Here is a 22,434-nt window from a genome sequence, read left to right on the forward strand (position 1 = left end):
CGATTCCGATTCAATATCCCGATTCTCAATTTAATACTGTTTATATATTTAATGCAGTCAAGTATTGTTTTTCTTCAAAGGGGAATATACTTTTGGGAAAGAATGTTTCTGAAAAGAGTTCGGGATCAAAACGGTTTAGAGGTCAAAAATGAGTCCGGGAAAAAACCAGCCAGTAGAACAAAAAAGTTAGGGGACAGTTTCCTGCTTTTTGACAGGAACTGTCAGTAAAAAGTTCTTTTCAGTAGTTAAAACTCTCGTTTTCAGTAGCCAGCTTCGTCCCTTTCGAGGCTTTTCAGGATCTCGAGCCTTTCCCGGGCATCGGCGAAGTCGGGGTAGAGGCGGAGGATTTCATTGAAGGTCCTGATGGCTTCCTCGTATTTTCCCATTTTCCCGAGGATTACTCCCCGGTAGTTCATGGCCCGGACGTCGCGGGGGTTTATTTTAAGCAGCTTGTCAAAGGCTCTCAGGGCCTCTTCGTAGTCTTCCATCTTTGCAAGGGAGATCCCCAGGTATTTCAGGGACTGTTCATGCCAGGGGTTGATCGAAAGGGCTTCCCTGAAGGCCCTGGCTGCGGTTTCGAAGATGTTTAGTTTGAAGCAGACGACGCCCACGTTGTAGAGTGCCTTGATGTTTTCGGGGTCCTTTTCGAGCACCTGGTCAAAGGATTTCAGGGCTTCCTTGTAGCGCTCGAGCCTGCAAAAAGCAATTCCCCTGTAGTTCAGGGCGTCCGGGTTGTCGGGGGAGATGTCCAGGATGCGGTCGAAGTATCCCAGGGCTTCTTTTGCCCTGTTGAGCTTGATCAGGGTGGTGGCTGTGTTATAGAGGGCTTCCTCGTCCTGGGGGTCGATTGCCGTGACCCTTTTAAAAGTTTCCAGGGCAGCCTCGAACTCTTCAAGCTCGAGCCAGCAGAGCCCCAGGTAGTTCAGGGCTTCCGGGTCGTCCGGGGAAAGTTTCAGGAGGGTCTCAAGAGTTTCGGCCGCCTCTTCGTACTTCTCAAGGTTGAAAAGCACCAGTGCCCTGTGGTAGAGGGCTTCTTTGTGGGCGGGGTCGTGCTGGAGGGCCATGTTGAAAGCCTGCAGGGCTTTTTCGTATTCCTCGATCTCGATCCTGGCAATTCCGAGCCTGTAGCAGGCTTCCGTGAACTCGGAGAATTCCGGGGCAAAAAGGAGCACAAGTTCCAGGTCCCTGGCAGCTTCCTTGAAGTGCAGGAGTTTGAAATTGGCAACAGCCCGGCTGTATAGGGCGTCCGGGTTTTCCTGGTCCAGGACCAGGGCGGAATTGAAAGCCTGGCGGGCTTCTTCGTACCTGTTGAGCCCGAGCAGGGTAAGCCCTTTTTGCTGCCAGGCGGCTTCCAGCCCTGATTTGAGTTCAGTTGCTCTTACGAAAGCTTCCACAGCTTTCTCTTCCCTGTCAAGCCCCCTAAGGGCAAGCCCCTTGCTGTACCAGATGTCCGCATTTTTCGGGTTTTTGGCAAGGAGCCCTCCGAAGGTCTCCAGGGCGGCTTCATAGTGTTCCAGCTTGAGCTGGGTAAGCCCTATCCTGGTCCAGGCATCTTCCAGGTCCCGGTCGCTTACGTCCTGGCTGCCTTCCGCAGTTTCGGACACCGCCTGCTCGAAAGCTTCCACAGCTTCTCCGTAACGTTCCAGGGTGAAGAGAGCGAGCCCTTTCCTGTACCAGGCCTTTGCAAGTCCGGGGTTAGCCGCAAGGAGACAGGAATAAGTTTCCAGGGCCTCTTCAGTTCTCCCAAGCTCCATAAGCACGAAGCCCTTCCTGTAAATTGCATCCGTTGCGTCAGGTTTTGCGGCAATGAGTTTTTCCAGGGCAAGCAGGGCTTTTTCATACTGCCTGAGCTCTACCAGGGCTGAGGCAAACTTTTCCAGGATTTCCGTGTAAGCTGCCTCTTCCCCGGTTCCGGCTTCCTTGAATCTCTCGGGAGCAAGGGCGAGCAGGGCATTGACAGTCGAGACAGCTTCTCCTGTCCTGCCGAGTTCGAAAAGGGCAAGGGCTTTCTTTTGCAGGACCCCGGGTTCGTGGGCTCCGGCTTTAAGGACGGCGTCAAAAGCTTCCAGGGCTTTTTCATATTCCTTGAGTTCGAAGGAAATAAGTCCGAGGTAATACGGGAGTTCGGGCCTGGGTGTGGTACCGGTTTCCCGGAGCCTTTTAAATGCAGGAAGGGCTGCTTTGTAGTTTCTCTGCCTGAAGAGGGCAAGGGCCCGGGCGTATTCCAGGTCTTCGTTTTTCGGGTCCGATTTCAGTGCTGTGGTAAAGGTCTCGGCCGCTTCCCCGTATTCTCCCAGTTCGAAGTGGATGTACCCTTTCTGTTCAAGGGCAGACAGGTATCCCGGGACAAGCTCCAGGGCCGAATCAAAGGCAGCTGCAGCCTCCTCCGGTTTCCCGAGTTCCTTCAGGGCAAGCCCTTTCTCGAACCAGGCTTTTTCGCTTTCGGGGTACTGCTGGAGGTAACGGTCAAAAGCTTCCAGGGCCTCTTCATATTCCCCTATTTTGAGGCAGGCCGAACCAAGCGAAGAAAGAATATCCTTGCTGGTTGGGTTGGCGGCCAGGACTTCCCTGAAACCTGCGGCTGCTTCCTCATATTTTCCGAGTTTGAGAAGGGCAAGGCTCTTCTTGTGAAGGGCATCGATATTTTCAGGAGCTGCTTCCAGGGCTTCCCCGAAAGCTTCGGCTGCAGCTGTATAGCGTTCCAGGGCAAAGCAGGCAAGCCCGAGCTGGTATGGGGTATCGTGGCAGGCAGGGTCTATTTCCAGGGCCCTGTTGAAGTCTCCTACGGCTTCCTCGGGCCGTCCCAGGCTGCTGAGGGCAAGGCCTCTGAAGTACCAGGCTTCCGCAAGCCAGGGGTTCTGTTCAATAAGTTCGGAGAAAGTTTCCAGGGCCGCATCGTAAGCTTCCTGCCGGATAAACACAAGGCCTTTCCAGTAGAGGGCAGAAGAGGCTTTCTGGGACCCATCCTTTATTTTGTCAAGAATAGAGAGGGCTTCTTCGTACTGGCCCAGCTGGAAGTGGGAGACTCCCAGGTTAAACTTTGCCTCCTCGTTTTCAGGGTCAAGTTTGAGGAGTTCGGCAAAAGCCGCGGAAGCTTTTTCATGCTTCCCCAGGCGGAGAAGGGAAAGCGCCCTGTGGTAGAGGGCGGAAAGGTTTTCAGGGTTCTTTTCAAGGTATGTCTCGAAGGCTTCCTGGGCTTCCTCGTACTGCTTGATTTCGAAGAGGCAAAATGCCCTGTGCTCCTTGGCTTCCGGATTCTCCGGGTTCAGGAGGAGTGCGGCTTCAAAGGCAGAGGCGGCTTCCCTGGGCCTGTGCAGCCTGCGGAGGGTCAGGCCCTTGTAGTGCCAGGTTTTTTCCGAGTCAGTTTTTTCCCGGAGCACGCTTTCGAAGGTTTCAAGGGCAGGGGTATATTTCCCCAGTTTCATCTGGGCAAACCCCTTGCAGGTCCAGATGTCCTCATAATCGGAATCCCTGATAATCACCCTGTCAAAGGCTTTTATAGCTTCTTCGAAACGTTCGAGTTCCAGAAGCACCAGCCCTTTCCTGTACCAGGCGTCTATGGACTCGGGTTCCCGGGAAAGGACCTGCTCGAAAGCTTCCAGGGCTTCTTCAAATTTTCCGAGTTCCATTGAGATCATGCCTTTCTTAAACTGGATCTCGGGGTCAAGGGAATTCTTTGCAGCTAGCTTTTCAAAGGTTTCCAGGGCTTTTTCATGCTTGCCCAGTTCCATTTGAGCAAGGGCAAGGTTGTACTGAAGTTCGGGGTAATCGGGGTCAAGGGCAAGGACTTTTTCAAAACATTCCAGAGCAGCTTCTTTTCTCTCGAGCTTGAGGAGGGCTTTTCCCCGGTTGTAAAGGGAAGAAGTGTCTTCAGGGTTGCTCTTCAGGACTTCGGAAAAGGCTGCTTCGGCCTTATCATACTCTTCAGCCGAAAGCAAAATGAGGGCTTTGTTTTTCCAGGCGTCTTCATAATCGGGCCTGAGTTTCAGGGCCTCGTCAAAAGCTTCGAGGGCTTTTTCCTCTTCCCCGAGCTTTCCGAGGACAATTCCTTTCTTGTTCCAGCCTTTCTCAAGATATGGGTTCTGCCGCAGCCCTTCTTCAAAAGCTTCCAGGGCTTCTTCATAACGTTTCAGGGAATAGAGAGCAAAACCTTTGTTCAGCCAGGAGCTTTCGGATTCCGGTTTTAGTTCAATGGTTTTCTCAAAAGCTTCGAGGGCTTTTTCGAATTCTCCGGAGTCAAGGCCGAGGAGGCCTTTCTGGAACCAGAGGTTGAAGTTTTCAGGTTCCTCTTCAAGGCTTTCCGAAAGGGAATCCTGGGCTTCCTCGAGGTTGCCGAGCGCCACAAGCACAGTGCCCCTGAACTTCCGGGCCTCGGTATGTTCCGGGTCGAGTTTGAGCACCCTGTCAAAGGCTTCCAGGGCCTCTTTATATTTCCCGGTCTTTGCGAACAGCCTCCCTTGCTGGAACCAGGCGTCCTTATATCCGGGGTTCAGCCGGGTTACTTCGGCAAAGGATTCGGCGGCGGGTTCGAGACGCTGCAGTTTCACGAGGGCAAGAGCCCGGTTGTACCAGATTTCCTCCAGTTCCGGGTAGATTTCCAGAAGGGAGTCAAAGGCTTCGAGAGCTTCGTCGTAGACCTCCAGTTTCATGAGGGCAAAGCACTTGTGGTTCCAGGCCTCGAAATAGCCGGGGTCAAGCTTGATGGCTTCCCCAAAGGCATTAATGGCTTCGTTGAACCGGAGGAGCTGGAGCATGAGCGTCCCCTGCCTGAACCAGGCGTCTTTGTGCTCGGGGTTGATTTTCAGTAATTTCGAGAAACTTTTTTCGGCTTCTTCGTAGCGGGAAAGTTCACTCAGGAGGACTCCTTTGCTGTAAAGGGCCGGTTCGTGGTTCGGGGCCTTTTTCAGGAGGGATTCAAGGCATTCCAGGGCTTCTTCGTTTCTCTCGAGTTTCCCGAGAACCAGGCATTTCTGTTCCCTGGCATCCATATACTTCGGGTTTGCCCGGATAAGGGAATCGAAAGCTTCCAGCGCTTTTTCGTATTCTTCAAGTTGTGCAAAAATCAGTCCCCTGGAATACAGGGCTTCGCTGTGCCTGGGGTTGATTGAGAGCACGCGGGCAAAACTTTCCAGGGCGGCTTCATATTGTCCCGCCTGTCCGGATACCGTGCCCCTGGCGTACCATGCATCGACGTATTCAGGTTCCGCTTCCAGGGCTTCCTCAAAACAGAGCAGGGCTTTTCCGGTCCGGTTGAGTTCTGCCAGGGCAAGCCCTTTCAGGTAGAGGACTTCCGGGTTTTCCGGCTTGATTTCAAAGGCATGCTCGTAGGCTTCCAGGGCAGCATCAAACTCTTTAAGGCCGGCGAAAGCAAGCCCTTTCTGCTGCCAGGCTTCGGGATTTCCGGGATCAAGCTGCAGGACTTCGTCAAAGGAGTTCAGGGCTTCTCCGGTTTTTCCGGATTCCAGCAATGCGAGCCCCCTGTTGAAAAGAGCCCCGGGGTGCTGCGGCTCTTTGTTCAAAATTTTGTTGAAGACGTTGATAGCTTTTTCGTACCTTCTGTGTTTAAAAAGGTCAAGACCTTTTCGAAAGGCTTCCTCCTGACTGATAATAATTCCTCCGATCCCTTTTTTATTTTTTATTTCCTGCAGACTCAAAAGCAAAGCACAAATTCAAGACTTAAGTAAATCTCTTCTTTCCCTCTTTTCGGGATGCGGAGCTTTCCTTCTCCGCCGTCCTGTATTGCAACTTACTTTTTATTGCAACTTACTTTTTATTGCAACTTACTTTTTATTGCAACTTACTTTTTATTGCAACTTACTTTTTATTGCAGCTTATAAGTGCGGCAATTTATCGTTTCTTTGCAAGTTTGTAATTGTAATTTTGTGGATTATAGCTGTAATTTTGTGGATTATAGTCCCGAACGTAAATATTTACACTTACATTATAACCACGGAAGACACGGAAAGCACGGAAGAATTGTACCCTATTTCCTTTATTCCGTGTTTGACTGTTCTGCCCACAAATTATTGTTACTATTAACTTTTATTTGGGACTATTCTTCTAACATACTATATAAATAATCCTCCAGACTGTTTCCGAGAAATTCTTTCTCCTTCTCCTGTTTTTCTCTCAGTTTCTCGCCTGTGGAGGGCCGGAACTTTATCTTTGCAAGCTCCATACCTTATAAAATAAAATATAAAAAGATAATAAGGAATATAAATTATTTTTTCAAAGCTCCATTTCAAGGGCTCTTCGGAGGTTCCGGCAGGCTTCCCTGTTAAAGCAGACCAGGCTTACTTTTTCGGGCAGCTCGTTTTCCCGAAGGAAGCGCATGATCTCGGAAACCGCGACCCTTGCAGCTCTGTCAGCAGGAAAACCGTATGCTCCCGTGCTTATGGCCGGGAAGGCGATGGTCTTTACGGAAGCTTCCTTTGCCAGTTTCAGGCTTTTCCGGTAGCAGGATGCCAGTAGTTCGTCCTCGCCCCTCCCGCCGCCGTGCCAGACCGGGCCCACAGTATGGATGACCCATTTTGCGGAAAGCCGGTATCCTTTAGTAAGCTTTGCTTCCCCTGTAGGGCAGCCTTTCAGGGTCCTGCACTCTTCAAGAAGTTCCAGGCCTGCAGCTTTGTGGATTGCCCCGTCCACTCCCCCGCCTCCGAGGAGGGTGGGATTGGCTGCGTTTACGATGGCGTCTACGCCCAGTTTTACTATGTCGCCTTCAATTACTTCGATTCTTTCTGATATCGGAAGCATGTTCCGGCTCTCTTTCTCCCTAATCTTTTAAAAGTTTTGTGTATCAGTTCCTGTTTTTCCGACTATTCTCGTATCCCAAACATCGGTGCCCTGCACAATAGTGTCCCATACAACGGTATTCCGAATAATGATGCCTCGCACAACGGTGCCCCTAATATCGATATACCAAACAATGATATAGCATAAAATAGAGATTATATTAGCCAATCCTGGCCTGAAAAATTTCAGTTTCCTGCTGGCGATATTGCCTGCACGGATAGCTTAAAAACCGGCCTGCCTCCGGGGGATTTCGAGGCAGGGCAGGAAGAAAAGTCTGATCTGAAAATCAAGGCAGGAGCCTGGTAAATTACAGATCGTAAATAAATAATACATTGGGTGTAAAATTTGTGTTAAGTGGGCTGTGGAGAAATCCCGTATTGGAGAAAGCCCGTATTCCCGAACCAGGGAATCAAAATTATGGGGAGGATAAAGAATGAGTGACCTGACACTTAAAGAGAGGCTGTTAAACGTCCTTGAAGGTAAAGAGGTTGACAAAGTACCTGTTTGTTCCGTTACCCAGACCGGGATCGTGGAACTTATGGATGAGGTAGGGGCGCCCTGGCCGGAATCCCACTCTGACGCCGAGCTGATGGCAAAGCTGGCGATTGCAAACCATGAACTAAGCGGGCTCGAGGCTGTGAGGGTCCCTTACTGCCTGACCGTGCTTGTGGAAGCCATGGGCTGTGAGATCAACATGGGTACGAAGAACAGACAGCCTTCTGTCACCGGGCACCCCTACCCCAAGAGTCTGGACGATGCAGCAATTCCCGAAGACCTCCTGCAGAGAGGAAGGATTCCGGCAGTGCTCGAAGCCATCAAAATTATCAGGGATAAGGTCGGTCCCGATGTCCCGATCATCGGCGGTATGGAAGGCCCTATCACCATTGCATCCGACCTGGCAAGTGTAAAGTCCTTCATGAAATGGTCTATCAAGAAACCTGATCTCTTCGAGCAGGTCCTTGATCTTGCAACCGAAGCCGCAATAATCTATGCAAATGAAATGGTTGAAGCAGGCGCAGACGTCATCTCCGTTGCAGACCCCGTTGCTTCTCCTGACCTGATGAGCCCTGACTCTTTCAAGGACTTCCTTATGCCCAGGCTGCAGAAATTTTCCGGAGCTGTCAACTCCACAACCATCCTGCATATCTGCGGAAACGTGAACCCTGTCCTTGACTACATGGCTGACTGCGGCTTTGAAGGCCTGAGCGTAGAAGAAAAGATCGGCAGCGTAAAGAAAGCAAAAGAAGTAATCGGGACCCGGGCAAGACTTGTCGGAAACATCTCGAGTCCTTTCACCCTTCTGCCGGGGCCGGCTGATAAAATCAAGACCGAATCCAGGCAGGCCATGGATGACGGTATCGACGTGCTTGCCCCGGGCTGCGGGATCGCCCCGATGACCCCGCTGGAGAACATCAAGGCTCTTGTGGCTGCCAGGGACGAGTATTACGCCTGAATTTCTTTTTAAAAACAGTTTCCTGAAAAACGGGCCTTTTTTTTCTTTTTTTCCTTCAAGTTTTTTAATTTTTTTCCCAAATTTTTCTCAGTGTTATGCGGTAGCGTTCAGCAGATGCTTCATTGTGAAAAAGGACTGTTGAACTAAAATGATTGCAGGCATGGTGCAGGTAAAAGAAAAAAATCACTTTAGGCTAAATCAAAAAAATAGAGAAGGAAGAGAACTTTCCTCATTCAGAGGTCGTAGTTCTCAGGCAGGAAAACCTTGACTTCCTTCTTATACTTATCCAGGCAGTCGCTCATGAACTTGTCCTTGTCATCGGTCATTCCTTCAAAGGCTTCCTTTGCGTCTGCAAGGGCTTTGGCTTCGAACCTGGAGAGTTCAAGTTTGCCTCTTGCGCCTTCTTCGACGATGTTGATACATTCCATGGCGGCGTTCTTGGCACGGAGATAGATGTCTTTTCCGTCCTTTGCGATTGCCTGCCCGACTCTGTAGGCGTGTGGATAGGCCAGCACAAAGCCCTGCGGGTCTCTGTACATGTCAGAAGCAACGAACATGTCCCTGAGGGTCTTTTCGTTGCCTGAGTCAAGGGCCACGTTCATGAGAGAACAGTCGTATGCAAGGGATTCTCCCCAGCACTGCACGGTAGTACCGCCGAATTCCCCATGGTATTCCACGGATTCGTTGGACCAGAGGTCACAGCACTGCATTACAAGGTTCCCCATGACGTCAGAGTGTGCACAGGTAGAGGTCTTACCTTCCTGGGCAATCGGGACACCTGAAATGGCTTTTACGATTGTGTTCTCGTAACCGCAGTCCTTCCCCGGGCCTGTTGCGCCGCATTCGTATGCAACAAGGGTTCTAGATGCGGAAATTGCCCTTGCGATGATTGCCAGGGTGTGGGCCAGGTTCTTGTCCAGAAGTCCGCCTGCAATGAACATTGCGGTGTTTGCCTGGGCACAGTCCGTGTCCCCTGCTGCAACGGTGCCGGTCTTCTTGGCGATGTCCGCAACACCCTGCCAGACGTATTCCATGTCCATGGCACCCAGGCAGCCAATACCGTAGAGGACACCAGCCATGTCGTTCCTCAGGATGGCGTAGTCGAAGACTTCCTTTCCGCCCATACTTTCGACGGAAAGCAGGTCTGCCCCGTTCTCAGCGCACTGCTCGAAGGATTCCATAAGGACCGAGTATTTGTCCTTGAGTTTCAGGAAATCACGTTCTTCACGGACGTCTCCCGGGGTGTGTCTCAGGGCACATTTGATCCCGTACTCGTCGTGGTAGTCTTCCATGATGGCTTTCTGGGCGTGGGCCACAGCGCCTCCCCACTCCGGGTTGTTTGTCATCTGCTGGACGTGTTCGGTTTCAAGGACAACGGCAGGTGCTCCAATCTGGACCATCCTTGCCATAGTGTCTGTTGTGATCTTTTCATATTCCTTGATTAGCTTCTCCCTGGATGCCCCTGCTTCCGGTCTTGGTGCATAGTTGACTTCAGGAGTTGTGTATCCGGCACCGATCTCCAGGCCCAAACCAGCTTTTACGGGCTTGACGGCTTTTCCGAAGATCATGTCATCTGCGCTTGCATATGCCATTTTAGTGTATCTGTTTACTGCCATCTACTTCACCTCCTCAGTGTTTATGGAATTTCTCCCTAAGCTTCACGATGTTGTCCCCATTTTCCTTGATGAAGTCTGCCATCTTCGGGGCATCGGATGCTTCTTCACCATAGACTCCGAGTTCGTACTGGGCTACGAAGTCCTGGTTCACGGCACCACCGCCGCATGCGAAGGGTACCCGGTATCCTTTCTCAAGGAGTTTGTCGTTGATTTCCTTGAAGGCATACATGGTTGTGGTCATGAGAGCGGTTCCTGTAAGCATTAGGGGGCTCTCTTTGTCCACTGCATCGATGACTTCATCGACAGGCACATCCCTTCCGAGGTCTACCACATCATACCCGTTTGCTCTCAGGAGGGCGACGACAATGTTCTTCCCAATGTCATGCACATCCCCTTCTGCGACATGGCAGATGATCTTGCCCTTGACCTCCGGGGCTGTTCCTGCCGTTTCCTTGCAGTATTCGATACCTTCCAGCATTGCGTCAGCGGACATCATGACGTTTGGCAGAAAGATGACCCCCTCGTCGTAAAGCCTTGAGACGACCGCCATGCCGGGCATCAGGGCTCCATTGATGAGCGAGATCGGATCCTTGCCTGAGGCAACTGCCTTTTTAAGACCTTCTACAACGTCGTCTTCTTCACCTTCAAAGATGGCCTCTGCAATCGAACGGATGAATTCATCTTTTGGATAAAGCTCGGCTGCTGCCTCTTCGGGTGTCATTTCCTTTTCCATTTTTACGTTGTAACGTACCAGAATAGCTCCGGGATCTATGTCTATCAAATATCTAACCTCCATTTTAACAATTGAGGAGAATTGAATCCCTGATTCTATTGTGGGTGCTATGGATGCCAAAACATGGCTTAAAAGTCAAACATATCTAATAAGGATCAATATCAGATGCGAATCTCTAATTTCCCCGTTTTAGAAAGATGCATCTATTGAAAACCTGAATTAGATTTTAAAATCCATACTCTTCCCAAACTCTTTAAGGGACTTTTAATTCCCCTTTAATAAATTAGGACATGCAATATATAAATCCCACGCAAGCACCTAAATGTTAACCGGAAGCAAGGCAATTATCACCGTTTTTACTGGTAATCTTGTAATCCTGGGTGGATTGTTTTCCGGAATTCGGCGAATACTCGGAGTTTCCTGCTTTAATTTCGGTTTGCTAAGGGAGGTCTGATTATTAAGATTAAAATACGGAATTGGATTGGACGTTTGAAAACCTGGATTTGACTTGAGGCTGATTAAAGGCTTGTTGTATAATGTCCTGAAAATATTTGTCCTGAATATAACATTTCCGGGTTTTTATGGTCATGTGTCTCTTAAATAGTAAACTCTCCTTCGGTACGAGGGCTAACACATCTCTATTAATATTACACATCTCTATTAACATATATTTATGCCCAAATCTATATAATTAGTTGGATCTTGTTTCTATAATTACTACATTTCTCATGTTTTTTCTTATGGTTGGTGTATGCATTTGTACAATTCATGGGCTGGATTAGGTTCCTCCGTATCCGAATTTGATTTGATATTTGCCCTGGTTGGGGCTCAGTGGCTAGATATGTACATTTGTGGTGCTGAGGGCTGGTTACTTAAGTTAAATATGTGACATGTTATGGCGATACAGCAACAACTATTTATATGGGTCGTGCGTTTAGAGAATTCCCTGGTCACAAAGGATCAGGCGAGCAGTAATCAATAGATCCAGGCAAAATATCTTTATTTTGTTTGAGTTCTATATGTTGAAAATTGTTCGATCAAAACCTTTATATATCACAACTGATATTCTGGTATTCCCTGATTCAAATGAATCAGGCGGGCAATAAACTCATAGGTGCTGACAAAAAAATTCTTTTTGTCTGAAATCGATGCGTTGAAAATTGTTCGATCAAAACCTTTATATATCACAACTGATATTCTGGTATTCCCTGATTCAACTGAATCGGGTGAGCAATAAACCCATGGATGTTGACAAAAAGATTCTTTTTGTCTGAAATCTATGCGTTGAAAATTGTTCAATGAAAACCTTTATATATCAAAAAGGATATGTAAGGAATCCCTCACACATCTGATGTGTGGTGGAATACAATATCTCTATCATCTTTTAATGGAGACTGAAGCTTTTTTCAGTCTGACGAGGATTTGTCGGTTCGGTTAATTCTGGTCGGTGGTTTTTACAAACTATCGAGACTCTGGAAATAGCTGAATTGGCTTTTTGTGCAGTTTCAACGACCAATTTCTTTAGAACAAGTGTGCGATACATTAATTCTGGTTGATCCTGCCAGAGGTTACTGCTATCGGTGTTTGCCTTAGCCATGCGAGTCAAATGTTCTTCGTGAACATGGCGTACTGCTCAGTAACACGTGGATAACCTGCCCTCAGGTCTGGCATAACCCCGGGAAACTGGGGATAATTCCGGATAACGCATATGTGCTGGAATGCTTTATGCGTCAAAGGTCCTCCGCCTGAGGATGGGTCTGCGGCCTATCAGGTAGTAGCGGGTGTAATGTACCTGCTAGCCGACGACGGGTACGGGTTGTGAGAGCAAGAGCCCGGAGATGGATTCTGAGACATGAATCCAGGCCCTACGGGGCGCAGCAGGCGCGAAAACTTTACAATGCGGGAAACCGTGATAAGGGGACACCGAGTGCCAGCAACATTTGCTGGCTGTCCACGTGCGTAAAATGCACGTGTTAGCAAGGGCCGGGCAAGACCGGTGCCAGCCGCCGCGGTAACACCGGCGGCCCGAGTGGTGATCGTTATTATTGGGTCTAAAGGGTCCGTAGCCGGTTTGGTCAGTCTTCCGGGAAATCTGTCAGCTTAACTGATAGGCTATCGGGGGATACTGCTAGACTTGGAACCGGGAGAGGTAAGAGGTACTACAGGGGTAGGAGTGAAATCTTGTAATCCCTGTGGGACCACCTGTGGCGAAGGCGTCTTACCAGAACGGGTTCGACGGTGAGGGACGAAAGCTGGGGGCACGAACCGGATTAGATACCCGGGTAGTCCCAGCCGTAAACGATGCTCGCTAGGTGTCATGCATGGTGCGACCGTGTATGGTGCCGTAGGGAAGCCGTGAAGCGAGCCACCTGGGAAGTACGGCCGCAAGGCTGAAACTTAAAGGAATTGGCGGGGGAGCACAACAACGGGTGGAGCCTGCGGTTTAATTGGACTCAACGCCGGAAAACTCACCGGGGGCGACAGCAATATGTGGGCCAAGCTAAAGACTTTGCCTGAATCGCTGAGAGGAGGTGCATGGCCGTCGCCAGTTCGTACTGTGAAGCATCCTGTTAAGTCAGGCAACGAGCGAGACCCGTGCCCACTGTTACCAGCATGTTCTCCGGAACGATGGGTACACTGTGGGGACCGCTGATGTCAAATCAGAGGAAGGTGCGGGCTACGGTAGGTCAGTATGCCCCGAATCTCCCGGGCTACACGCGGGCTACAATGGTCGGGACAATGGGTCCCTTCCCCGAAAGGGGTTGGCAATCTCACAAACCCGTTCCTAGTTCGGATCGAGGGCTGTAACTCGCCCTCGTGAAGCTGGAATCCGTAGTAATCGCGTTTCAATATAGCGCGGTGAATACGTCCCTGCTCCTTGCACACACCGCCCGTCAAACCACCCGAGTGAGGTATGGGTGAGGGCACGGACATCGTGCCGTGTTCGAACCTGAATTTCGCAAGGGGGGTTAAGTCGTAACAAGGTAGCCGTAGGGGAATCTGCGGCTGGATCACCTCCTAAGCTAAAGAAACTGCCACCGGCCAGAGGCCGAAAAACCGACAGATCCTCAACCCTATTCATATTATACACAATGCACCCGTCGAATGATATCGCCGGGGAAGGATGGATTGTCTGCTTCCGTAGCTGGAAGCCGGCGTGTGAAGTCATGTATAGGTGCTGTATACTGGACGCTTACTGGATCTGGTTAGGTATAACTGGAGTTATGCCGCCAGGTGGATGGCTCGGCTCAAGAGCTGATGAAGGACGTGCCAAGCTGCGATAAGCCTGGGCTAGGCGCATGGAGCCTATGAACCCGGGATTTCCGAATGAGACCTCTCCTAGTGATCAGTAATGATCGGGAACGCCCCGAATTGAAACATCTTAGTAGGGGCGGGAAAAGAAATCAATTGAGATGCCGTAAGTAACGGCGAGTGAAACCGGCACAGTTCAAACCGAATCCCTTCGGGGACATGTGGTGTTATAGGGCGGTTCTCACGGTTCAGTGATTAAGTCAAACTTGTCTGAAACGGCAGACCATAGAGTGTGATAGTCACGTAGACGTACCCTCACTGAACTTGGACCTGTCCCTGAGTACCGTGCGTTGGATATCGTGCGGGAATTTGGGGGGCACCAACCTCCAAAACTAAATACTCCTTGAGACCGATAGCGAAATAGTAGGGTGACCGAAAGCTGAAAAGTACCCCGAGAAGGGAGGTGCAAAGTGCCTGAAACCTGGTGGCGATAGTACGATACGGCACGCAAGGATCTCTGATGCGAAGGAAACAGCCGTGAGGCTGCAGTACGAGCATCACTGCCGGTGTCGTATCTTACGTTTTGAAGAACGGGCCAGGGAGTGTATCTCGGTGGCAATGGCTAACCTTTTTATCTGGGCAGCCGAAGCGAAAGCAACATGTGCGCAACTCTTCTGAGTGAGGCACGGCGTATACAAGTGCGTGGAGTCACCGGGTTACGACCCGAAGCCGGGCGATCTAGGCGTGGGCAGGTTGAAGCGTGGCGAAAGCTACGTGGAGGACCGCAAGCGGTATTGATCTGCAAATCATTCGTGTGACCTGCGTCTCGGAGTGAAATGCTAATCTAGCCCGGCATCAGCTGGTTCCTTCCGAAACATGTCGTAGCATGACCTGATCTGAGATCGTCGGTGGAGTAGAGCACTGATTGGTGGTCCCGGGGGAGAAATCCCTCAACCGCTTGTCAAACTCCAAACCCACCGTCATCGTAGACGATCGGAGTCCGGACTGCTGGGGTAAGCTTGTAGTCCGTAAGGGAGACAACCCAGCCCGTGGTTAAGGTCCCCAAGTGTCGACTAAGTGTTAACGCTAAAGGGCGTCCTAAGCCCCAGACAGCTGGAAGGTTAGCTCAGAAGCAGCTACCCTTTAAAGAGTGCGTAACAGCTCACCAGTCGAGGTTTGGGGCCCCGAAAATTGACGGGGCTCAAGTCGACCACCGATACCACGGAGTACCGAAAGGTAATCTCGTAGGAAGGCGTTGTGTTCGGGCGGAAGCTGGGCTGTGAAGTCCAGTGGACCGTTCACAAACGAAAATCCTGGTAATAGTAGCAGCATAGCAAGGTGAGAATCCTTGCCGCCGAAGGGGCCAGGTTTCCTCGGCAATGTTCGTCAGCCGAGGGTTAGTCGGTCCTAAGACGTACCGTAATTCGAGTACGCCGAAAGGGAAACAGGTTAATATTCCTGTACCATTTAACACTAAAGCCTGACGTTTTGGGGCAGGTTGAGCGGCGTCGTCGCGCCGTCTAAGCACCTAACCCCGTGGAGAGCCGTAATGGCGAGAAGCGGGCGAATGTGTTATGGCGCAAGTCAGCTTCACCCCGGAACCCGTGAAAAGGGCAGTTAAATGTCCGTACCGAGAACTGACACAGGTGCCCCTAGCTGAAAAGGCTAAGGCGTGTCGGATCAATTCAGTTAAGGGAATTCGGCAAATTAGCTCCGTAACTTCGGGAGAAGGAGTGCCTGCTGTGTAGACAGCAGGTCGCAGTGACCAGGGGGCTCTAACTGTCTAATACCAACATAGGAGATCGCAAACCCGTAAGGGCTAGTACGATCTCTGAATCCTGCTCAGTGCAGGTACCTGAAACCCCGGTTCAACGGGAAGAAGGGCCTGTAAACAGCGGGGGTAACTATGACCCTCTTAAGGTAGCGTAGTACCTTGTCGCTTAATTGGCGACTTGCATGAATGGATCAATGAGAGCCCTACTGTCCCTAACTGGAGTCCGGTGAAGCTTACATTCTAGTGCAAAGTCTAGAGACCTCTAGGGGGAAGTGAAGACCCCATGGAGCTTTACTGCAGCCTGTCGTTGTGTTGTGGTTTTGGATGTACAGTGTAGGTAGGAGACATCGAAGCGGGTGCGCCAGCATCCGTGGAGTCGTCATTGGGACACTACCCTTCTGAGACTATGACCCTAACTCCGCGAGGAGGACCCCGATAGGTGGGCAGTTTGCCTGGGGCGGGACGCCCTTGAAAAGATATCAAGGGCGCGCAATGGTTGACTCAAGTGGGTCGGAAACTCACTGAAGAGTGCAAGAGCATAAGTCAGCCTGACGTTAATCAGCACAGCAGTGGTTGACGAGACGAAAGTCGGTTCTAGCGAACTTTTGAGCCTGCTTGGTGCGGGCCAAAAATGACAGAAAAGTTACCCTGGGGATAATTGTGTCGTTGCCGGCAAGAGTACATATCGACCCGGCAGCTTGCTACCTCGATGTCGGTTCTTTCCATCCTGGCTGTGCAGCAGCAGCCAAGGGTGAGGTTGTTCGCCTATTAAAGGAGATCGTGAGCTGGGTTTAGACCGTCGTGAGACAGGTCGGTTACTATCTACTAGAGGTGTTTGAAGTCTGAGGGTAAGCTGCTTTTAGTACGAGAGGAACAGAGCAGCGGCGCCACTGGTGTACCGGTTGTCCGACAGGGCATGCGCCGGGCAGCTACGCGCTACGGAATAAGAGCTGAATGCATCTAAGCTCGAAATCCCGCCTAAATAAGAGACTTCGTTAAGGTTCCCGGTACAAGACCGGTTTAATAGAAACGGGATGTAAGCACCAAGGCAACGAGGTGTTCAGTCCGCGTTCACTAACCATCCGTTCCGGTTTACCATTTTCCAGATCCAGGCGAAATCCAGTATGCAGCACTGTTATACATGACTATTCATTCACATTTTCCAATCCATTTTACAGGTTGAGTATGGCGGCCATAGCGGCAGGGCAACTCCTGTACCCTTTCCGAACACAGAAGATAAGCCTGCCTGCGTTCCACACTGTACTGAAGTGCGCGAGCCTTCGGGAACTCTGGCACGCTGCCATATTCACCTTAATCTACTCCCTTTTTCTAACAAATTTTGTTTTTAAGAGTTTTTACTATGTTTTTTGACTTTTCTTTACTTTATCATTTATCCTATTCTCAATTTTTTGTCCGCTTGAGCAAGCGCAGCGAGTGAAACGGACAGCGTACTTCCGTGTCGCAACTCGGAGAAGATAAGCCTGCCCGCGTTCCCTATGGTACTGAAGTGCGCGAGCCTTCGGGAACTCTGGCACGCTGCCATATCTTCCCTGTTACTTATCTTTACTTTTATGGAAGTTATTTTCGATTTTCATTTAAATTATTTTTATCTTCACTTCTAAGTAAGTTGTTTCCTATCATTATTACAAAATATATTGAAATTTCAATCCTGCTTATAACTGATTTAATCCAGGCAAAACAGGTAGTAATCTATCTTTCAGTTGTTCCTGAAAACCTTTTTTGACACTCTTTTCGGGTACCAACGCTCTCACCGGCTGCGAAGCAGCCGGCTTTTTCCATAAAGTATATTTGAATGAATAAAAAAGAAAATCGGGATCACATGATAGGTGTATTTGAATTAATACGTTGAGTTAGAAGTTGATTGAAATCTGTGGGTATTTTTATCTTTTTTCTTCCGAGAACTCATCTGGATCCGGGTTCATTCCCCTCTCAACTCAAGCCCCGCCTTTACTCCTTTCATGACCGCTTTCGTTATCTTTTTCCCGAAATCCGTGCTGGAACCGGCGTAGGGGATTTCCAGCCCTTCTTCACATTCCGAATTCTTCTCCGAATCTTTTTCATAGGCAACAATCACGGCATCCGTGTTCGTGCCCAAAAATGTGTAACCTTTTTCCAGGAGGGCAAGTCCTTTTGCTTCCGTGGCCGTTATGATGGCTCCAAGGAGGCCAGTCTCTGAGAGTTTTTCTTTGGAAATGAGAATGATGTTGATAGTCCCTATCTTTTCTACCTTTTCCACCTTTTCCACCTTTTCTATCCTGAATTCGGAGCCGTTGCTGACGCCGGCGGTTACGAAGACAGTGAGGTAATCGTCTTCGATGACCTGGAGGTATTCCATGTTTACGGCGGTCAGGAGGCCGAAATAAGGTTCACGGATTCCCAGTTCAAGGGCGGCTTCTTCTACGAATTTGCCCGGGTCGGGGGGGTTGAAGGTCCTTGGGACCTGTTTGTTGAAGAGGTCTTTTACCCGGGCGCGGCCGCCGTTTAAGCCAGTGCTCACGGCTTCGAAATCACCTTCTATGATGAGGGTACTGTCTTTTTCGTAAAATTGCATGATATGGGCTCCGTTTTTTCAGAGAATGTATCTTCTATATTTTCGGAGAATGTATATGCTATATTATTATTTTCTGCAAAATTAGTTAGTTTCCTTTTGATAGAAAGTTTTAGCTTTGCCCACCACCTCTGACTACCATGACCGGAACTTTTGATCCTCTTAACACTTTCTCTGCAACGCTTCCGATCAGAAATTTCTCGAGTCCGGTTTTTCCAAGGGTGCCCATTACTATCAGGTCAATATTGTTATTTTCCGCAAAATCGATAATTTCACTGCTCGGGTAGCCGTCTAAAATAACTTCTTTTACCTCCACCCTTGAAGCTTCTCCAAGCTTTTTTATTTTAGATACTGCTTTCTCTCCATCTTTTCTCATAACTTCGTAGATCATTTTTTTGCCAAGAGTCCATGTTTCAGAAATTGTGGATGGTGTATCTACTACATAGAGGGCGTAGACAGTGGCTCCGCTAAGTTTTGCAAGCTCAATTCCGCAAGAAATAGCTTTCAGGGTATTATCGGACCCGTCTGTTGCAATCAATATGTTTCGGTGTAGCTCACTTTTCATATGACGTTCTCCATTTGCTTACATATAATGTACCGGATGACAGAAAAAATTAATTCAGTTATACTGATATCGCTGTCTCAGAATTCAGGGCCTGGCGCCCGCAGATGAGGAGCAGATCGAGAGTGAAGCCAGGGGTTTTAACGGCTTCTGGTTTGGCGATTATGAATCAGCAAAAGAAGCAGTGCAGTCATATCCGGAGCCTTCCCCCATTGAAGCGCTTGTACTGAGCCCTCTGGATGAGGAATAATTTGAACCGGACTACTTTTTGATCTATGCCAATGGCGGGCAGATGACTCTTTTGATGAATGGCTTGCAATATTATAAATATGAGGTTGTTGAACCAGTTTTTCCGGAGAAGGCTCCTGTACGGATGCGCTGCCCCGCTGTGTTGCCACCGGAAAGCTGTCACTTTGCCTGCCCTGTTTGGGTGAAAGAGGCTTTGGACAGGTGAACGATGATGAAATGGTGCTTGCCATGCCGGCTGACAGGCTGGAACGCACGGTAAAAGGACTGAAAGCGCTGAAAGAGACCGGCCTTGCTTATCCTATAGGCCACTTTGAACCGGGTATGGATGTAACTCCTCTGTTTGAAGCGTGGTATCCGGTGCAAGATAAATAATAAGAGGACCGTAGTTTAATCTGCAAGAATGTACTGGATGGATTTAACTAATAGAGAGCTCAATGGCGGTATGGGGCCGCCACCGGGTTCTCAATCCAGGCAAAATATTTCAATAAAAATATTTCAATAAAAAAGGATAAAAAATGGATGCAATTGACCAATCCGGTTACGAACCAGGATGTACTCCAGATGGATGTACTCCGGATAATTGCATGGTAGAACTGATGCGGCCCTGCTTTTCAGGCCACTTTCTCATTGCCAGAATAAATCAAAACCATATCTTGCAGCTTCGGAATAGGTCCCGGTCGCTAAAATATCACCCACCCGGAAGAGGAAATTATGAAAAAAATTCTCATTAATTTTGCCCATCCGGCAAGAGCACGTTCAAAGATTAATAATGCTCTTCGTGCTGCTGTTGAAGGTCTTGAAAATGTAACCATCAATGATCTCTATGCAAACTATCCGGATTTTCTGATCGATGTCAAAAGAGAGCAAAGGCTCTGTGAAGATCACGATGTCATTATTTTTCAGCACCCGTTCTACTGGTACTCAACTCCGTCAATTATAAATGAATGGCTTGATCTGGTACTTGAACACGGCTGGGCCTATGGTTCGCAGGGCAGGGCGCTTGAAGGAAAGATTTTCCTGCAGGCTATCACGGCAGGCGGTGATGACAGTGTCTACCAGAAAGATGGTTTTACCGCTTTTACAATTAGAGAACTTACCTCACCCTATTGTGCTATGGCAAAGCTATGCAACATGAACTGGCTTCCTCCATTCACCGTTCTTGGTATTCACCGGGGCTTGTCTGAGGAGACAGTTAAGGTTTATGCAGAAGACTATCGCCGTGTCATCATTGCCCTGCGGGACGGCACTCTGGATCTTGAGAAAGCGAGGCATGAGCAATATCTCAACAGCGACCTGAACTCAATTATCAGGAGGCCGTAAAAGTGGAAAATTTCCTGTTTCAGCTCTTTATTTTCCTGGCTGCAGCAGCCATTGCCGTTCCTATTGCCAAAAAATTCGGGCTCGGCTCAGTACTCGGATACCTTATAGCAGGTATCATCATCGGACCTTTCGGCCTCTCTCTCATTGCTGACATTGAAGAAGTCATGCATTTCACGGAGTTTGGCGTAGTGATGATGCTTTTCCTGGTCGGCCTCGAACTCAAACCGTCACTGCTCTGGCAGATGCGCACCCCTATACTGGGAATGGGAGGAGTACAGGTTGTTCTGTCGAGTATTATCATTGCCGGTATATCCCTCATCTTTCTGCCCTGGCAGCAGGCAATAGCCATCGGTCTTACTCTTTCCCTCTCCTCTACAGCCATAGTTTTGCAAACCTTGCGGGAAAAGGGACTGATGAATACCTCTTCCGGAAGATCTATCTTTTCAGTTCTCCTTTTCCAGGACCTGGCAGTCATTCCTATACTTGCTGTCCTACCTTTCCTGGCAACAATCGCCGTGCATGACGACGGGCATCTTGAGTCAGCTCTTTTTGATATCAGCTCCCTGCCGGAATACATGCAAATTATTATTACGCTACTTGCAATTCTATCCATTTTCTTTATTGGTAAATTTGCAAGCAGGCCAGTGTTCAGGACCATTGCAGCTACACGAATCAGAGAGATCTTTGTTGCTGCCGCCCTGGCTCTTGTAGTTGGCATATCATTACTCATGACTTCAGTTGGGCTTTCTCCTGCCCTTGGAACCTTTCTTGCCGGGGTTGTCCTGGCAGACAGCGAATACCGCCATGAACTCGAAAGTGATATAGAGCCGTTTAAGGGCCTGTTGCTGGGGGTATTCTTCATCTCCATTGGTGCCAGCCTCAACTTTACACTGATCGGAGAGAATATCCCGCTGATCGCAGGACTTGCGGCAGGTCTGATGGCTTTCAAATGGCTGGTCCTCGAGGGTACTGGTTTCGTCTTTAAAATGGCGAAAAAAGAACGTTCACTCTTTGCTATTGCCCTTGCCCAGGGAGGTGAATTCGCATTTGTCCTTTTCCAGTTTTCCAGGACCAACGGCGTATTGCCAGCTCAAACCATAGAACCCCTTATTTCCGCAGTTGCAATCTCCATGTTCCTTACTCCCCTCCTTTTCCTGGCACATGAAAAATTCGGTACAAATGGTCAGGGAGATGAAGAAGCCAGGCGTGATTCGGATACTATTGACCGTAGCGGACACAGGGTCATTCTTGCCGGATTTGGCCGTCTCGGGACTGACCTTGGCCGTTTCCTCATTTCTGCGGGTATCAAACCGGTCATTATCGATCATGATGCGGCCAATGTGGATGTTCTAAGAAAATTTGGATTTAAGGTGTATTACGGAGACATCACACGACTCGACCTGCTTGAAGCTGCCGGAGCTGCCGAAGCCGAACTCTTAATAATTGCCATAGGTGATATAGACCAATCAAGAAAGCTGGTTGAATTAGCAGGTAAACACTACCCACACCTCAAAATAGCAGTCAGTGCTTCCGACCGTTCCTCTGCCTACGAACTCATGGACCTGGGAATTACCCGGATACGAAGGGAAACCTTCGGCAGTGCTCTGGCACTTGGTCAGGATGCCCTGCAACTTCTCGGGACCGATCCTTATGAAGCACACCGATTGATGCGTATTTTTCGGAAAAAGGACGAAGAGATGATGCCTGAATTATACAAAATGCACCGTAAAGATGAGGACAGTTACATATCAATGTATCAGAAGCATAATGCAGACCTTGAGGAACTAATGACGCTCGATTTGGACCTGGACATGGAAGAGATCGACAAAGCCTGGAATGCTGCAAACCCGGAAGCATAATTCGACATAGGGAAATCCGGAATGCTTTGATTTTATGCCCGGAATCGCATTTGGCTCTCTCTGAAATTACAGCACTCTCACGCGACCGATTTCAGGGGGTGGGAAGGTTTTAGGGAGAGGTAGTTCACATCGGACTAAGTCAAAGCCCGCCTATGCTTGATTTCTACTTTTTTCTACCTTTTTTCTACCTTTTTTCTACCTTTTTTCTGTACTATAGTCAAGGACCCACATTCCTTCACAAATCTCAAGTGAAAG

Annotated in this window: 9 protein-coding genes, 3 rRNA genes and 1 pseudogene; 7 read left to right on the forward strand and 6 right to left on the reverse strand. The window is 49.2% G+C overall.

What is annotated here, in order from left to right; translation table 11 throughout:
- Positions 1-260: 260 nt before the first annotated feature.
- Positions 261-5,654 (reverse strand): tetratricopeptide repeat protein, encoded by a 5,394-nt coding sequence (locus MSMTP_RS06150; protein ID WP_231582940.1) that lies wholly within the window; start codon positions 5,652-5,654, stop codon positions 261-263.
- A 574-nt stretch (positions 5,655-6,228) separates the two neighbouring features.
- Entirely contained in the window at positions 6,229-6,753 is a 525-nt protein-coding gene (locus MSMTP_RS06155) for an O-acetyl-ADP-ribose deacetylase (RefSeq protein WP_048178269.1), read from the reverse strand.
- A 472-nt stretch (positions 6,754-7,225) separates the two neighbouring features.
- On the opposite strand from MSMTP_RS06155, the gene mtaA reads away from it, so the two are divergent.
- Complete coding sequence (mtaA, locus tag MSMTP_RS06160; RefSeq protein ID WP_048178270.1) at positions 7,226-8,245, forward strand: methylcobamide:CoM methyltransferase MtaA; 1,020 nt, start codon at positions 7,226-7,228, stop codon at positions 8,243-8,245.
- A gap of 233 nt (positions 8,246-8,478) precedes the next feature.
- Here the strand turns inward: mtaA and mtaB are convergent, their stop codons facing one another.
- Together mtaB and mtaC are read right to left on the reverse strand one after the other, a co-directional pair.
- Positions 8,479-9,861, reverse strand: a complete 1,383-nt coding sequence (gene mtaB, locus MSMTP_RS06165) for a methanol--corrinoid protein co-methyltransferase MtaB (protein ID WP_048178271.1) — start codon at positions 9,859-9,861, stop codon at positions 8,479-8,481.
- A gap of 13 nt (positions 9,862-9,874) precedes the next feature.
- Positions 9,875-10,657 carry a methanol--corrinoid protein MtaC gene (gene mtaC, locus MSMTP_RS06170; RefSeq protein WP_082090519.1) on the reverse strand — a complete coding sequence of 261 codons (783 nt, stop codon included), beginning with the start codon at positions 10,655-10,657 and terminating at the stop codon, positions 9,875-9,877.
- A gap of 1,482 nt (positions 10,658-12,139) precedes the next feature.
- On the opposite strand from mtaC, the gene MSMTP_RS06175 reads away from it, so the two are divergent.
- The 3 genes from MSMTP_RS06175 to rrf all read left to right on the forward strand — a co-directional run bounded on the left by MSMTP_RS06175 (position 12,140) and on the right by rrf (position 16,926).
- A 16S ribosomal RNA gene (locus MSMTP_RS06175) occupies positions 12,140-13,614 on the forward strand.
- A 190-nt stretch (positions 13,615-13,804) separates the two neighbouring features.
- A 23S ribosomal RNA gene (locus MSMTP_RS06180) occupies positions 13,805-16,717 on the forward strand.
- A gap of 87 nt (positions 16,718-16,804) precedes the next feature.
- Positions 16,805-16,926: ribosomal RNA gene (rrf, locus tag MSMTP_RS06185) — 5S ribosomal RNA — on the forward strand.
- Together the 16S, 23S and 5S rRNA genes form the textbook arrangement of a ribosomal RNA operon.
- Positions 16,927-17,559: 633 nt before the next feature.
- Here the strand turns inward: rrf and MSMTP_RS06190 are convergent.
- Together MSMTP_RS06190 and MSMTP_RS06195 are read right to left on the reverse strand one after the other, a co-directional pair.
- Positions 17,560-18,192: an adenosylcobinamide amidohydrolase gene (locus MSMTP_RS06190; RefSeq protein WP_048178273.1), complete on the reverse strand. Its 633-nt coding sequence runs from the start codon at positions 18,190-18,192 to the stop codon at positions 17,560-17,562.
- Between the two features lie 109 nt (positions 18,193-18,301).
- Positions 18,302-18,754 carry a universal stress protein gene (locus MSMTP_RS06195; protein ID WP_048178274.1) on the reverse strand — a complete coding sequence of 151 codons (453 nt, stop codon included), beginning with the start codon at positions 18,752-18,754 and terminating at the stop codon, positions 18,302-18,304.
- A gap of 354 nt (positions 18,755-19,108) precedes the next feature.
- Between MSMTP_RS06195 and MSMTP_RS06205 the strand changes: the two are divergent.
- From MSMTP_RS06205 to MSMTP_RS06215, 3 genes and pseudogenes are all read left to right on the forward strand, one after another.
- Positions 19,109-19,372, forward strand: a pseudogene (locus tag MSMTP_RS06205) (DUF169 domain-containing protein); the annotation flags it as partial.
- A gap of 339 nt (positions 19,373-19,711) precedes the next feature.
- The gene (locus MSMTP_RS06210; RefSeq protein WP_048178277.1) at positions 19,712-20,320 is read left to right on the forward strand and encodes an NAD(P)H-dependent oxidoreductase; all 609 of its coding nucleotides are present in this window, start codon (positions 19,712-19,714) and stop codon (positions 20,318-20,320) included.
- Positions 20,321-20,322: 2 nt separating this feature from the next.
- Positions 20,323-22,179, forward strand: a complete 1,857-nt coding sequence (locus MSMTP_RS06215; protein WP_048178278.1) for a monovalent cation:proton antiporter-2 (CPA2) family protein — start codon at positions 20,323-20,325, stop codon at positions 22,177-22,179.
- Positions 22,180-22,434: the final 255 nt, after the last annotated feature.

It is taken from the genome of Methanosarcina sp. MTP4 (assembly GCF_000970045.1).
Classification (GTDB): Archaea; Halobacteriota; Methanosarcinia; order Methanosarcinales; family Methanosarcinaceae; genus MTP4.

Coding starts and splice junctions, on each gene's coding strand:
- MSMTP_RS06155 (WP_048178269.1), bottom strand. CDS start 6,753: ATGCTTCCGATATCAGAAAGAATCGAAGTAATTGAAGGCGACATAGTA.
- mtaA (WP_048178270.1), top strand. CDS start 7,226: ATGAGTGACCTGACACTTAAAGAGAGGCTGTTAAACGTCCTTGAAGGT.
- mtaB (WP_048178271.1), bottom strand. CDS start 9,861: ATGGCAGTAAACAGATACACTAAAATGGCATATGCAAGCGCAGATGAC.
- mtaC (WP_082090519.1), bottom strand. CDS start 10,657: ATGGAGGTTAGATATTTGATAGACATAGATCCCGGAGCTATTCTGGTA.
- MSMTP_RS06190 (WP_048178273.1), bottom strand. CDS start 18,192: ATGCAATTTTACGAAAAAGACAGTACCCTCATCATAGAAGGTGATTTC.
- MSMTP_RS06195 (WP_048178274.1), bottom strand. CDS start 18,754: ATGAAAAGTGAGCTACACCGAAACATATTGATTGCAACAGACGGGTCC.
- MSMTP_RS06210 (WP_048178277.1), top strand. CDS start 19,712: ATGAAAAAAATTCTCATTAATTTTGCCCATCCGGCAAGAGCACGTTCA.